Annotated in this window: 16 protein-coding genes; 6 read left to right on the top strand and 10 right to left on the bottom strand. The window is 71.1% G+C overall.

The genetic code is table 11. The annotated features are described in order from the left end of the window. The first annotated feature begins 56 nt into the window (after positions 1 to 56). A protein-coding gene (locus ACT2CW_RS47540) for an IS5 family transposase (protein WP_445516655.1) occupies positions 57 to 988 on the top strand; the annotation gives its coding sequence in 2 pieces (ribosomal slippage) (positions 57 to 434 and positions 437 to 988; 930 coding nt in all). Positions 989 to 997: 9 nt separating this feature from the next. Here ACT2CW_RS47540 and ACT2CW_RS47535 read toward each other — a convergent pair. Then, positions 998 to 1228, bottom strand: coding sequence for an e9imm peptide (locus ACT2CW_RS47535; protein ID WP_445516656.1), 231 nt, complete (start codon positions 1226 to 1228; stop codon positions 998 to 1000). A 53-nt stretch (positions 1229 to 1281) separates the two neighbouring features. Continuing rightward, positions 1282 to 1728 (bottom strand): MarR family winged helix-turn-helix transcriptional regulator, encoded by a 447-nt coding sequence (locus ACT2CW_RS47530; protein WP_445521099.1) that lies wholly within the window; start codon positions 1726 to 1728, stop codon positions 1282 to 1284. A gap of 100 nt (positions 1729 to 1828) precedes the next feature. Between ACT2CW_RS47530 and ACT2CW_RS47525 the strand changes: the two genes are divergently transcribed. The 3 genes from ACT2CW_RS47525 to ACT2CW_RS47515 all read left to right on the top strand — a co-directional run bounded on the left by ACT2CW_RS47525 (position 1829) and on the right by ACT2CW_RS47515 (position 3059). Next, the gene (locus ACT2CW_RS47525; RefSeq protein WP_445521098.1) at positions 1829 to 2245 is read left to right on the top strand and encodes a nuclear transport factor 2 family protein; all 417 of its coding nucleotides are present in this window, start codon (positions 1829 to 1831) and stop codon (positions 2243 to 2245) included. 242 nt (positions 2246 to 2487) lie between these two features. Further along, positions 2488 to 2772 carry a hypothetical protein gene (locus ACT2CW_RS47520; RefSeq protein ID WP_445521097.1) on the top strand — a complete coding sequence of 95 codons (285 nt, stop codon included), beginning with the start codon at positions 2488 to 2490 and terminating at the stop codon, positions 2770 to 2772. Then, positions 2769 to 3059 carry a hypothetical protein gene (locus ACT2CW_RS47515; RefSeq protein ID WP_445521096.1) on the top strand — a complete coding sequence of 97 codons (291 nt, stop codon included), beginning with the start codon at positions 2769 to 2771 and terminating at the stop codon, positions 3057 to 3059. The genes ACT2CW_RS47520 and ACT2CW_RS47515 overlap by 4 nt, the downstream gene beginning before the upstream one ends. A 58-nt stretch (positions 3060 to 3117) precedes the next feature. Here the strand turns inward: ACT2CW_RS47515 and ACT2CW_RS47510 are convergent, their stop codons facing one another. The 7 genes from ACT2CW_RS47510 to ACT2CW_RS47480 all read right to left on the bottom strand — a co-directional run bounded on the left by ACT2CW_RS47510 (position 3118) and on the right by ACT2CW_RS47480 (position 8890). After that, positions 3118 to 4077 (bottom strand): alpha/beta hydrolase family protein, encoded by a 960-nt coding sequence (locus ACT2CW_RS47510; protein WP_445521095.1) that lies wholly within the window; start codon positions 4075 to 4077, stop codon positions 3118 to 3120. Between the two features lie 252 nt (positions 4078 to 4329). Next, positions 4330 to 4893 (bottom strand): HD domain-containing protein, encoded by a 564-nt coding sequence (locus ACT2CW_RS47505; protein WP_445521094.1) that lies wholly within the window; start codon positions 4891 to 4893, stop codon positions 4330 to 4332. Then, positions 4890 to 5720, bottom strand: a complete 831-nt coding sequence (locus tag ACT2CW_RS47500; RefSeq protein WP_445521093.1) for an inositol monophosphatase family protein — start codon at positions 5718 to 5720, stop codon at positions 4890 to 4892. Before ACT2CW_RS47500 ends, ACT2CW_RS47505 begins: the two co-directional genes overlap by 4 nt. Next, a complete protein-coding gene (locus ACT2CW_RS47495; protein WP_445521092.1) occupies positions 5717 to 7066 on the bottom strand; it encodes an alpha-D-ribose 1-methylphosphonate 5-triphosphate diphosphatase in 1350 nt (449 codons plus the stop codon). The genes ACT2CW_RS47500 and ACT2CW_RS47495 overlap by 4 nt, the downstream gene beginning before the upstream one ends. Next, positions 7063 to 7836, bottom strand: coding sequence for a phosphonate C-P lyase system protein PhnH (gene phnH / locus ACT2CW_RS47490; RefSeq protein ID WP_445521091.1), 774 nt, complete (start codon positions 7834 to 7836; stop codon positions 7063 to 7065). The genes ACT2CW_RS47495 and phnH overlap by 4 nt, the downstream gene beginning before the upstream one ends. Further along, positions 7833 to 8255 (bottom strand): phosphonate C-P lyase system protein PhnG, encoded by a 423-nt coding sequence (locus tag ACT2CW_RS47485; RefSeq protein ID WP_445521090.1) that lies wholly within the window; start codon positions 8253 to 8255, stop codon positions 7833 to 7835. Before ACT2CW_RS47485 ends, phnH begins: the two co-directional genes overlap by 4 nt. A gap of 77 nt (positions 8256 to 8332) precedes the next feature. Continuing rightward, positions 8333 to 8890, bottom strand: a complete 558-nt coding sequence (locus tag ACT2CW_RS47480; protein WP_445521089.1) for a UTRA domain-containing protein — start codon at positions 8888 to 8890, stop codon at positions 8333 to 8335. A 224-nt stretch (positions 8891 to 9114) separates the two neighbouring features. On the opposite strand from ACT2CW_RS47480, the gene ACT2CW_RS47475 reads away from it, so the two are divergent. Both ACT2CW_RS47475 and ACT2CW_RS47470 read left to right on the top strand, forming a co-directional pair. Further along, complete coding sequence (locus tag ACT2CW_RS47475) at positions 9115 to 10095, top strand: formylglycine-generating enzyme family protein (protein ID WP_445521088.1); 981 nt, start codon at positions 9115 to 9117, stop codon at positions 10093 to 10095. A 115-nt stretch (positions 10096 to 10210) separates the two neighbouring features. Continuing rightward, positions 10211 to 12478, top strand: a complete 2268-nt coding sequence (locus ACT2CW_RS47470) for an arylsulfatase (RefSeq protein WP_445521087.1) — start codon at positions 10211 to 10213, stop codon at positions 12476 to 12478. Positions 12479 to 12567: 89 nt separating this feature from the next. Here ACT2CW_RS47470 and ACT2CW_RS47465 read toward each other — a convergent pair whose 3' ends face one another. Then, the gene (locus tag ACT2CW_RS47465; protein ID WP_414081386.1) at positions 12568 to 13365 is read right to left on the bottom strand and encodes an SDR family NAD(P)-dependent oxidoreductase; all 798 of its coding nucleotides are present in this window, start codon (positions 13363 to 13365) and stop codon (positions 12568 to 12570) included. Positions 13366 to 13370 lie beyond the last annotated feature (5 nt).

The raw sequence follows: 13370 nt of genomic DNA, 5'->3' as shown, positions 1-13370 counted from the left end.
TAGGAGCTGTCCGGGCGATCATGTGACTGCCCTGTGCCTGAGTCGTTGTTGTGTGCATGGGGCGGGGTGATCTGACGGATGCGGAGTGGGAACGGTTGCGGCCGTTCCTGCCGGTGAGCAATAGGCGTTGTGGCCGGTGGCGGGATCACCGGCAGGTGATCGACGGGATTCTGCACCGGGTGCGGACCGGGGTGCACTGGCGGGATCTTCCCGAGCGTTTCGGGCCGTGGAAGACCGTCTATGAACGCCACCGGCTGTGGTCGGCCGACGGCACGTGGGAGCGCCTGCTGCAACAGGTCCAGGCCGCTGCCGATGCCGCGGGCGAGATCGACTGGGACATTTCGGTGGACTCCACCATCGTGCGGGCCCACCAGCACGCGGCCGGTGCCCGGACCGAACCGCCGCCGACACTTGCATCAAAGGGGGCCGAGACGGCAGAACACCAGGGCGAAACGCCGTGGCAGAGCCTGCTCGCCCGGCTGGCGGAGGTGGTGCAGGAGGTGAGGGACTGGGCCGCTCGCGGGGCGGGTTCACCAGCAAACTCCACCTGAGCGCCGACGGCCGGTGCCGTCCATTGTCCCTGTTCATCACGCCGGGGCAACGGGCGGACTGCACCCAGTTCCAGACGGTGCTGGCAAAGATCCGCGTTCCGCGGGTCGGTCCGGGCCGGCCCCGCACGAAGCCCGACAGCATTGCGGCCGACAAGGGATACAGCAACGGCCCGTGCCGCGCATACCTGCGGCGCCGAGGCATCCGGCACACGATCCCGGAGAAGACCGACAGCCGGTCCGCCCGCCTGGGCAAAGGCTCACATGGCGGACGGCCACCCGGTTTCGACGAAGAGCGCTACAAGAAGCGCAACACCGTCGAACGAGCGATCAACAGACTGAAGCAGTACCGAGCCGTGGCCACCCGCTATGACAAGCGCGGCTACGTCTTCCTCGGCACTACAACCAGCGCGGCTCTGCTTATCTGGCTTCGGAGTTGACCAGCGACCTCACAAAGCGATCGGCCGATACGCCAGGGCCTGATCGACTACTTCATCAGCAGAAAGCTCCGGCTCCCGTGGCCAGAAGATCAAGCCGCTGACATGACCGGACGGGCATGCCAGCGCTCTGTCGAGCCGATCCAGCCAGCCGTCCACCTCGTCGTCCGAGGCGTAGTCCGCTTGCATGATCCGCTGCACGAGCGCGACCGCCTCCACGCGACTCATCTCCACAGCACTCATCAAGTCCCTCCACCGGGTCACCCTAGCGGGACGCGTGATCGCCCGGACAGCTCCTAGGCGGTGAAGGGGCCGTGGTCCACGAAGCGGTGCAGCTGGCGGGCGAAGGTCCGCGCTTCGCCGGGCGGCCAGGAGGCGAGGGAGTCCTCGATCTGCGCGGCGAGGCGCTGCCGGGTCGTTTCGAGCGCCGCTCGCCCGGCTTCGGTCAGGGCCAGCAGGGTGGCGCGCCGGTCGGCGGGGTCGGGCTCGCGGCGTAGCAGACCTGCTTCCTCCAAGCGGGTCGCACGGCGGGTGACACCGGAGCGGTCGAGACCGATCTCGTCGGCGAGACCGGCGGCGCTGCGCGGACCCGTGCGGGCGAGTCCGCTGAGCACGGGATAGGTCACCTCGTCCACGGCCTCGCCCAGGCCCTCGGTCAGGCGTCGGTAGATCTGTTCGCGGGTGCTGCGCTTGAGCAGCGTTCCCAGCGCGTCGGCGATCTCGTGTCCCACATCGTTCGGCATGACCCAAGACTAGCGTGCGCGACGCACGCAATATGCGATACGGTGCGGATGCGTGCTCGACGCACGCAGTTTTCGATCTCCGAAACCGAAGGGCACCGTCATGGCCTCTGCCACCTCCACCCCCGCCTCCCGTACCGACATCGTCACCGCCCTCACCGACCTGCTCTTCACGCCCGGTCTCGAACTGGCTGAGGCCGTCGACCGGCACTTCGCCCCCGACTACCGTCAGCGCACCGATGGCCGCTGGGACGACCGCGGTGAGTTCATGGCCCACATGGCCCATCTGCGCACGGTCGTGTCCCGTGGATCGGTCCAGGTCCTCGACGAACTCGCGCAGGGCGACCGTTACGCGGACCGTCATGTCATCGACGTCGTCAAGGCCGACGGCTCCACCGTGCGCACGGAGGTCTACCTCTTCGCCGAGTTCGCCCCCGACGGGCGGTTCCGCCGCATCGAGGAGACCACCCTCATGCTCGAGGGCGCCGACGCCGACCGGAACCTGGGCAGCGCTCGCTGACGCCGTGGGGCCCCGTACCACCGCGGCGGTACGGGGCCCCACGGGCCGTACGGTGGCGCGGCCGAACCGCCCGGCGGGGGAGCGGGCCACCGGCCGTACCAACGGCGCAGCGGCCCACCGGCTACCCTGATCTCCCACTACGCCCCATGGGGCGCGCGTCTTGCGGGAGAATGACCTGAGCGAAGGCGGCCCGACCGGGGGCCGCCGACCGCCGTACCCGATGCGGGAAAGGGAACTCGGAGATGAGCGCACAGCCCGAACACCCCACCGACCGCAGGATCCCGGCGATCCCGAACACGATCAACGGCATCGGTGACGCGCTGACCGGAGCGAACCGGGCCCAGTTCTACGCCGAGGTGCTGGCCGCTGAGGAGGAAACCGTTCCGGGTGTGATGCGCAAGTGGTGGAAGGCGGCCATGCTCGACCGCGCCCCCGGCGCCGCGGAGAGCCGCTCGCACGCCACCGCCGGCACCCGTCTGGTCTCCGTGGACGACCTCGCCGACCGGCTGGAGGGAATCACCCGATGAGCCCCCGGCCGCGCGGCGGCTGGACGGCGTGGACCGAGGAGATCCCCGCTCAGACGCTGCTCGACATGCCACCGGACCTCTCGAAGAAGGTGGTGAACTTCCTGAGCGCCCTCGCTCTCGAAGTCGGCGGCGCGATCGACCGCGACCGACAGCCCCCCGGCGACCCCATGGACGACCTGGGCGCCCGGTACAGCTTGCAGATCGGCGGCGAACCGGTCGTCTTCGAATACGTCGTCCTCCCCGAACTCCGCGAGATCCGGGTCCCCGTACTGGTCTGGTTCCGCTGATCCCGGGCTCCTTCTGATCCCGGGCTCCTTCTGATCCCGGGCTCCTTCTGATCCCGGGCTACTTCGATTCGACTCGTCCGAGCGGGCTGGGGTCGGCCGCCAGCGCGTCGCACGCCGTCTGCCACGCGGAATCCCCGGGGGTGAGCTGTGTGCGGAGGTAGGCCGAGGTGAGCCGCTGGACCGCGGACACGCGCTCGGGGCTCTCGTCGGTGGTCTCGGCGACGTCATAGCCGGAGACCCCGCCGAGTCCGTGCTCCGCGTCGAACAGCGTGAGCAGGGACTTGGGGCCGGGGGAGAGGAAGTACGGATCGGTGTGCCACTCCGGGCCCCGGACTGTCAGATGGGGAGAGGCGTCCTTGTCGCCGGCGACCACGAGCGCGGGTGCGGTCATCTTGGAGAAGTCCGTGGTCAGGAAGAAGGGGAAGTTCCCGGCCGTGGACTCGGTGAGGGCGTCGCCACCCCGGCCGGGCGCGGCGAGCAGGACACCCGCCGTGATCCGGGGCTCGGTCAGGTCCACCTCCGTTCCGTCGTCCGGATCGGTGAGCCGGGCGCCGAGCAGCAGGCTCGCGGTGTGCCCGCCCATCGAATGCCCGGCCACGGCCACCTTGCTCCGGTCGACGCGCCCGAGGAGCTGTGGCACGGCGTCCTCGATCACATCGAGTTGGTCGAGGACGCGCGTCATGTCCTCGGCCCGTGATCGCCAGAACAGCGGTGCGCCGGGGGTCTTGGGGTCCAGGCTCAGCGTCCGCGAGCTCAGATGGGTGGGCTGGATCACGACGAAGCCGTGTGCGGCCCAGAAGTTGGCGAGTGGCGCGTATCCGTTCAGTGAGGAGAGGTGGTTCGAGTAGCCCTGACCGTGCGAGAGGAGGATGACCGGCAGGCCGCTCCCGGTCACGGGCGCGGAGACGCGCACTTCCAGGTCCACGGCCCGGCCGGGAGCCGGCAGCACCACCGGGCCGACCGAGAGGACGGGGGTGGGCGAGCCGAAGGCGTCGGCCGCGTATGTCGATTCACTCATGATGTGCGCATATCCCTTCAATGGCCTCTGCCGCCGGTCTCGTTCGCCGGGGCGGGTGAGGCGATCAGGAACGTCCGGTCCCGGACAGCGCCGAAAACGGATCGTCGTTCCGATTAATGTACGGAGCGACGTTCCGTTTTGTCAAAGGGGTGACCGTGAGGCAGTTCAGCCGCCATCCACGGAACACGGGACGCCAGCCGCATGGCCCTGGGGGCAGGCCGTTTCGGCCTGCCCCCAGGGACGCGACCATCCTCAGGCCCGCCGCGCCGCCATGCAGCGGGCGTGGGCCGCCAGGAGGGTCGGCATCGCGAGCCGCGGGCCGTCCGGGTCCTTGGCCGCGTCGTCCCAGCGGCGCAGCGCGACCGCGTCCGTGGCCAGCGGATGCGCCGCGAACTCCGCCATCTCCCGCTCGTCCATCGGGCCGCCCTGGACCTTCAGGGACGCGACCGACGCCGGGCTGAGCAGGGCGTGGTACGCCGCGTCGGTCGCCACCAGATAGCGCTTGGCGGGGACGTGCTGGGCGATGACCCACCCCGCCCGTGCGCTCACCCGGCGGCGGGCGAACTCGGCGCCCGCCACCTCGTGCGGCAGGCCCGGGTGTTCGGCCCGGACCGGCCGGGCCCGGCCGATGTCGTGCAACGCCGCGGCCACCACCAGTTCGTCGTCCGCGCCCGCGTCCATCGCGAGCCACGCCGTCTGGAGCGCGTGTGTCCGCTGGTCGACGGCCTCCCCGCCGTACGGCAGGCCCGCGAGGCCGTCGAGAAGCGCGGTCAGTTCCTCGCCCGTAAGCGGGTCGAGGGGGGCAGGGGTGGTCATCGGTCCTCCGTTCCACGGATGGTCTCGGCCAGTTCCTCCGCGAGCCGCGGCGTGGCCGCGACCACACCCGACCAGCGGCGGGTGAGGTCGGGGTCGATCTCCAGCGGGCGGCCGTACACATCGATCACCGCGCCGCCCGCCGCCGGGACGGTGACCATCGCGGCCGCCAGGTCGACGATCCGGTGGGTGTCGGAGCCGGCGTCGGCGAAGGCATCCGTCGACCCCTCGGCCACCAGCACCGCTTCCAGGCAACTCGTGGACAGGATGCGGATTCTGGCCGCCCGCGTCGCCACCCGCCACCAGGCGTCGGCGATGTGCGGCTGGGGCCTCAGCAGACTCACCGCCGCGCCGTCCAGCTCCGTACGGCCGTTCGTGCGGTACGCCGACGGCTGACCCGCCACCGTGTGCCAGCAGCGCCCGGTGTCCAGCCAACTGGTCAGCGCCTCGGTCGGCACACCGTCCACCGCGATGACACCCGCGAACGCGGACAGCGGGACACCCGAGGCGGCGTTCGCCGTGCCGTCCACCGGGTCGGTGACCAGCGTCACGGCGGATCCGTTGTCGATGCTGCCCAGTTCCTCGCTGAGCAGATTGATCCGGTGGGCGTTCACCACCTCCGCGATCGCGGTGTCCACCAGGATGTCCAGCCGCATCGTGGGCGTACCGTCCGCGCCGACCTGCACCTTCTCGGCCAGCTGGGCCCGGTCGTACGCCTCGCGCGCGGCGCGGAACGCGTCCGTGGCGGCGCGGGTCGCCGCGGCCAGCGCCGGGTGGACGCCGGAGGGCAGGTGCGGTTCGGGCACCGGCCAGGGGATCCGGCCGCTCATGCCGCGTCACCTCCCAAGTGTGTTCCCGAATTCGCTTCCGAGTCCGACGCCGCGCCCGACGCCGCGCCCGACGCCGCGCCCGACGTCGAGCCCGATGCCGAGTCCGCTTCCGAATCCGCTTCCGAGGCCGCGCGCAGCACGGCCGCCACGACCGGCCAGGGGCGGCCCGGTTCGGCCAGCACCAGGTCGGCCCGCAGACCCGCCTCGAGCCGGCCGCGGTCCGGGAGACCGGCGACGTCCGCGGCGCCGCCGGTGACCAGGCCGACCGCCGCGGGCAGCGGCGCCAGCCCCTCCTCGGCGAGCAGCAGCGCCGCCGAGAGCAGCCCCGACGGCAGGTAGTCGGAGGCGAGCGCGGTGACCAGGCCGCGCCCGACCAGCTCACGGCCGGAGGCGTTGCCGTTGTGCGAGTGGCCGCGCAGCACGTTGGGCGCGCCCATCACCGTCGGCATGCCGTGCTCGTACGCGGCCTCCGCGGCGGCCACCGTGGTGGGGAACTCTGCCACCGTGCCGCCCCGCGTCCGCAGCTCCCCGATCTCCCTCGCCGAGCTGGGATCGTGGCCGAGCAGCCGGATGCGGCCCGCGCGGGCCTGCTCGCCGAGCCAGTCCAGCGCCTTCTCGCGGACGTCGAGCCGGCCGTCCCGGTCCTCGATCAGCCGGTCCACATAGGCGCGGGCCTCGTCCTCGGTGACCCCTCGGGTACCGACGAGATACCGCTCGTAGTAGCCGCGGTCCGCATATTGCCCCTGGCCCGGGGTGTGGTCCTCGTGCGACACCAGGACCGGTCCGCGCAAGGCGCCACCGATCCGCTCCAGCCGCTGCCGCAGCCCGGCCAGCCCCTCCGTGCAGCGGACGTCCAGCCGGTGCAGGATCCGGTGGTCCACCAGGCCCTCGTCGCCACGGCTCTCCACGGCCGCGCAGATCCGCCGCGCGTTCTCCAGGGTGCGGCGCAGACCGCGCCCGCCGCTCTCCTCGAACGCCGCGCCGTGGTACGCCGTGGTGACACCGGCCGCGCGCAGCTTGCCCTCGAAGGACAACAGCGCGAATTCCAGGGGCAGTTCGGCCCCGGGGCGCGGCAGCAGCTCCTTCTCCAGACCGTCGCTGTGCACATCCACCAGACCGGGCAGGCACAGCATCCCCTGGCCGTCGACGTCGGCCTCCACACCGGCCGGGTGCGGTGCGACCTCCGCGATCCTGCCGTCCCGGACCGCGACCAGCGCGTCGTCCAGCACCCGGTCCGGCAGCACCGCCCGTACGTGCCCCAGCACGTAGTCCCGGGGCGGGCCGCCCAGCGTGCAGCCCTGGGCCGGCGCCTCGGCCGGCCCCCTGCTCACCAATCCCGTGCTCATGCCGCCGCCTCCAGCATCTGATCCGGCGCGCCCTGCCGGGCGATCCGGCCGTCGCCGACGAACACCACCCGGGACGCCAGCCGCCGGATGGCGTCCATGTCGTGGAAGACGGCGAGGACGGCGACGCCCTGCCCCGCCAGCGAGGCCACGATCGTGACGGTCGTGCTGCGCGGCAGGCCCATGACGCGGCCGTCGGGCGTGGCCAGCAGCAGATCGACCCCCGCCGGGAAACCGCCGACGGCCTCGGCGCGCGCCGCCACGAACCCCTCGGGCACACCCTGCGGGGCGATGTCCCGTTCACCCGGTACGCCGGGCCCGGACAGCCGCCAGGCGGACGGTCCGCCCTCCAGCGCGGTCACCGGCAGACACAGCACGGCGCCGTCCTCCGGCGCGTCGGCGGTGCCCCGGGCCAGCCGCGGGATCTCCTCGGCCGCGACGGGCCGTACGGCGGCGGCGAGCCGGGCCTTCTCCAGCGGCACCGCGGGCGCGTTGGTGGCCACGCGCACCACGTCCGACCAGCGCCGCGAGCCGTTCTCCTCCAGCACGTGGACACCGGTGCCGAGGTCCGCGAGCGCGAGGACCGGCAGCAGCGCGGACGGCACCACGCCGATGACGTCCGGGGGGAACCGGGTCACCGTGCCCGGCCGCGCCAGGGCGTCGAGCACGGCGCGGAAGACGCCCTGCGCCTGGGCGGGGCGCAGCTTGGCCGCGGCCACCAGCTCCGCGGTCCCGGCGGCGTCCGCGGCGGGAACCATCTCAAGGGCGGTCACGTCAGCTCCTCGAATGCGACGACGGTCGGGGCGAGCTCCGCCCACTCCTGGTCCTCCCGCCGCTCCCGGCGCGCCGCGATCCGTTCGCACAGCGCGTCGATCTCGGCGGTCCGGGGGCGACCGGACTGCGCCTCGGCGTCGAGCACCGCGGCGGCCGGCGCGGCGGCGCGGTCGTCCCCGAGGCGCATGGCCCAGCCGCGGTGGCCGGCGAGCTCCACCTCGGCCCGGCAGGCCAGGACGTCACCGAGCAGAAAGCGCTGCGCCAGGACCGGCTCGCGGACCTGCGCGGTCACGCAGCCGACCTCGGGCCCGACCAGCACCCGTACCCGCGCGCCGTCGGCGATGCAGGCATCGGCCAGTTCGATCAGTTCGGCCCTCTCGGCCTCGGCCAGCAGGGCACAGCGACGCTCCCTGCTCATGACGTATGTCACCAATTCTCCTGGTTCATCGCGGTGTGACAACTCTCTGCGGTGTGACGGCCACGTCGGCGACGGCCCTACGGTCTTCGGTCGACGCTGACCCGGCACCAGGCCCGCGTCGGCCGCACCCGCACCGTCTGGCGGAGCACCTGGTCGACGGAGTCGACGGCGTGCAGGGCCAGGTCCAGATGGGGCACTTCGGCCACCGGGATCCACTCATGGACCCAGGAGGCGAGGAGGTCGTCGATGTAAAACTCGCGCACCACCTCGTGCACCGGCGAGCCGGCCGGCCGCTCGAACCTGTCCGCCAGTTCGGCGGGCAGGGGGATCGTGCGCACCGACTTGACCAGGGCCCGGGGCGTGGCGCCCGCCGCGGCGATCGTGGCGGACCACGACGGCGGGACGCTGCGCGAGATGACGTAGTCGATCCGCCGGTTGACGAAGGTGCCCGACCCCTGGATCCGGCGGACGACGAACCGGCGCTCCAATTCCTGCACGGCCGCCCGTGCGGCGGCCCGGCCCACGCCGAACCGCCGGGCGATCTCGGCCTCGCCGGCCACCCGTGTGCCATGAGCACACTCGGCCGGCTCGGCGGACAACCGCTCCGCGATCTCCAGATACCTGGTCGCACTCACACCGGGAACTGTGAGCGGCCCACTCGTCCGGACAACCTGCCGACGCCCAACGAGTCCGAACCGGGAACGTGAACAACCGGGACAGTTGTTTCGCGATGGGCTCCGGCCGTACCGCCGCCCGCCCCGGCCGCCGGTCGGGGCGGGCGCGGCGGGCCGTAGGCTCGATCCGACGGAGAATGTGTGGTCAGCCGGGCGGGAAACAGCGGCCCGCGGTCGGAGGAGCGATGTCAGGCGCGTGTTGTGCCCCCACGTCCGGGGGCGGCGAGGAGATTCCCGAAGCGTCCGCCGTGGGGGTCCGGGCCCCGGAGCGGGACCGGGCGCAGGGGCTGCGCGCCATGCTGCGCATCCCCGGAGGGACGTTCTCGATGGGGGGTGACGACGCCGACGCGTTCCCCGAGGACGGGGAGGGCCCGGTGCGGGAGGTGCGGCTGTCGCCGTTCCTCATCGACGCGACCACCGTCACCAACAGGCAGTTCGCGGCGTTCACGCGCAGCAGCGGCTACCGGACCGACGCCGAGCGCCACGGCTGGTCCTTCGTGTTCTACGCACTCGTCCACCCCGAGGCCCGGCGCATGGTGCGCGACGGCACGGTGGCGCAGGCGCCCTGGTGGCTCGCGGTGGACGGGGCGTGCTGGCGGGCCCCCTACGGGCCGGGGTCGTCATGGACCGAGCTGTCGAACCACCCCGTCGTCCATGTCTCCTGGCGCGACGCGGCCGCCTACGCGGCGTGGGCGGGCAAACGGCTGCCCACGGAGGCGGAGTGGGAGATGGCGGCGCGTGGCGGTCTGGAGCGCGCCCGTTACCCGTGGGGGGATGAGCTCCTGCCCCGGGGGCAGCACCGCTGCAACATTTGGCAGGGGCAGTTCCCGCAGGTCAACACCGGTGACGACGGGTATCTGGGAACCGCGCCGGTCAAGACCTACCGAGCCAACAACTTCGGCCTGTACAACACATCCGGCAATGTGTGGGAATGGTGCTCCGACTGGTGGAGCACCACATGGCACGCGGCCGACCGCCCGGAGACCCGCCGGGACCCGGCCGGACCTCCCACCGGGGAGGCGAAGGTGATCCGCGGCGGCTCCTATCTGTGCCACGCGTCGTACTGCAACCGCTACCGGGTCGCCGCGCGCACGTCCAACACACCGGACAGCAGCACCGGCCACATGGGATTCCGCTGCGCGGCGGATCCGCCCCCGGCCCGCTGACCGCGCTTTTGGTTGACACCACTTCGGGAGCGGGTGAGACTTACACGGCATACTGGTAAGACCAGTTAACTGGAGCGTCCTCGGATCGAAATGTCCACGCCAAGGAGCGTCCTGGATGACCAACACATCTCCTCATTCGCCGTCCATGAGCGGCACTTTTCAAGGCAAGATCGGCACCACCTACGAGGAGTCGACTCCGTGGTGGCCCGAGCAGCAGACGCTTCCCGAGGACACGCCCAATGTCGTGGTCATCGTGCTCGACGACGTCGGCTTCTCCGATCTCGGCTGTTTCGGCTCGGACATCGACACGCCGGCCATGGACGCCCTCGCCACCGGTGGCCTTCGCTACGCGAACTTCCACACCACCACGCTGTGTTCGCCGACCCGTGCCTCCCTGCTGACCGGCCGGAACCACCACTCCGTCGGCATGCGGATGCTGTCCAACTTCGACACCGGCTTCCCCAGCGGGCGCGGACAGATCACCAAGGCCGCCGCGATACTGCCCGAGGTACTGCGCGACAACGGCTTCAACACCATGGCCGTGGGCAAGTGGCATCTGGCGCCGATGGAGCAGACCACCGCGTCCGGTCCGTACACCCAGTGGCCGCTGTCCCGCGGATTCGAGCGCTACTACGGATTCCTGGAAGCCGAGACGGACAGCTTCTATCCGGAGCTGTTCTACGACAACCATGCGGTGGATCCGCCGAAGAGTCCGGAAGAGGGCTATCACCTCAGCGAGGACCTGGTCGACCGGGCGATCGAATTCGTCCGCGACCAGACGTCGGTCACTCCGGACAAGCCCTTCTTCATGTATCTGGCGTTCGGCGCGGCGCACGCCCCGCACCAGGCTCCCCAGGAATACCTGGAGAAGTACCGGGGCCGGTTCGACCACGGCTGGGACGTCGAGCGCGCCACCAGGCACGCCCGCCAGATCGAACGGGGCATCCTGCCGGAGGGCACCGAACTGGCGCCGCACAACCCCGGGGTCCTTCCCTGGGACGAGCTGTCGGACGACGAGAAGAAGCTGTCCGCACGCCTCCAGGAGGCCTATGCGGCGATGGTCGACCACACCGACCACCACATCGGCCGGTTCATGGAGTTCCTGGAGCAGGTGGGCCAGATGGAGAACACCATCACCATCCTGCTCTCGGACAACGGAGCCAGCCAGGAAGGCGGGCAGAAGGGTTCGCTCAACCCCACCGCCTTCCAGAACGGGATCTCCGAGGACTTCGAGGAGATGCTCGTGCGGATCGATGAGATCGGCACCACGCGCGCTCATGCCAACTACCCCTGGGGCTGGGCACAGGCGGGAAACACGCCGTTCAAGCGCTACAAGCAGAACACCCACGAAGGCGGTGTCCGCTGCCCGCTCATCGTGAACTGGCCCCGGGGACTGCCGCGCACCGGCGAGATCAGGCAGCAGTTCCACCATGTCAACGACATCGCCCCGACCCTGTTCGAACTGCTCGGTCTACAGGCTCCTGAGGTCTTCAACGGCATCCCGCAAATGCCGATACACGGTGTCAGCATGACCTACACCTTCGACCAGCCGACCGCGCCGACGCGCAAGGAAGCCCAGTACTTCGAGATGTTCGGGCACCGCGCGATCTGGCACGACGGCTGGAAGGCCGTCGCCTTCCACCAGCGCGGAACGTCCTTCGACGATGATCAGTGGGAGCTCTACCACCACGACACCGACTTCTCGGAATGCCGCGACCTGGCGCAAGAGCGGCCCGAGCAACTCCAGAAGATGATCTCCCGCTTCTGGGTGGAGGCGGGGAAGTACGATGTGCTGCCGCTGGACGACCAGGGATTCGCCCTCCGGGCGAAGATTCCGCGTCCCGGCTCTCCGCGCAAGCGCACCACCTTCACCTATTACCCCGGCATGGCCCATCTGCCCGGCGCCGCGGTGCCACCGGTGATGAACCGCGCGCACCGCATCACCGCGTTCGTCGACCGGGACGCCACCTCGGACGAGGGCGTCCTGGTGTCCCTGGGCAACATCAGCAGCGGATACGTCCTGTACGTCAAGGACAACCGGCTGGTCTACGAGTACAACTTCCTCGGCACCCGGTACGCGGTGACCTCGACGGAAGAACTCCCGACCGGCCCGGCGGAGCTGACCTTCGAGTTCGTCAAGACCGGTGACAGGCAGGGGGTCGGACACCTGTACGTGTCGGGAAAGCCGGTCGGCACCGAGGCCATTCCGCAGGTCCTCCCGCACTTTTTCGGATGGCAGGGCCTCGACGTCGGCCGGGACACCCTGTCGCCCTCCTCACCCAGCTACGAGGGCGAGTTCGCGTTCACCGGAGGGTTCGAGAAGCTCGTCTTCACGGTCGCGCCGGACGAGGAGAGCACGGAACCCTTCGAGCGGATCGACTGACCCGCTCCCGTTCGCCAAGAACGTGAAGAAGCCCCCGCCCGGCAACGGCTCGTCCGTTGCCGGGCGGGGGCTTTGGGCCCGACGTCCAGTCAGCTGGGCGGCGTGTAGCGCCCGTCGATCGCCGTCCAGCCCCCGTCCACGAAGAGCTGGCTCCCGGTGACGAAGGACGAGGCGTCCGACGCGAGGTAGACGACAGCGCCGGCCAGCTCGTCGGGACGGGACCAGCGACCCAGGGCGCTCTTGGTCGCATAGGCATCCGACCACTCCGGCACGGCCCTGATCTGCGCGGTCAGCGGTGTGTCCACGACGCCCGGGGCGACGGTGTTCGCCCGTACGCCCGACGGGCCCAGCTCGGCCGCCGCGGTCCGCAGCAGCTGGACGAGCCCGGCCTTCGTGGCCGCGTACACCCCCTGGCCCGGCTCGACGGCCACCGCGCGGATCGAGCTGAAGCCGATGATGCTTCCCCTGCCGCGTTCGGCCATGCCACGGCCGAACGCCCGCACCAGGTCGAAGGATGCGCGCAGGTTGAGCGACACGACCCGCTCGAATTCCTCCGCCGTGTAGTCGAGCAGCAGCTTGCGCACGTTCGTCGCGGCGGTGAAGACGAGCACGTCGACGGGTCCGAGCTCCGCGGCGGCACGCGCGACCGCGTCGCCGTCGAGCACGTCGAGGGCATAGGCCGAAAGCCCCGGCCCCATCGACGCCGACTCCTCGGCCGCCGTCAGGTCGCGGTCGGCACACACCACCGTGGCGCCGTGCGCGGCGAGGGCCAGGGCGCTCTCCCGGCCGATTCCGCTGCCCCCGCCCACCACGACGGCCTTGCGGCCGTCGAGCCGGAAGAGGCGGGAGTACGCGTCCACCGCATCGGTGCGGTCCTTTGTGTGCATGGTCC

Source organism: Streptomyces sp. NEAU-174, from assembly GCF_052665095.1.
Note: the sequence above shows the minus strand (reverse complement) of the source record. Positions and strands in the feature narration are given on the sequence as shown.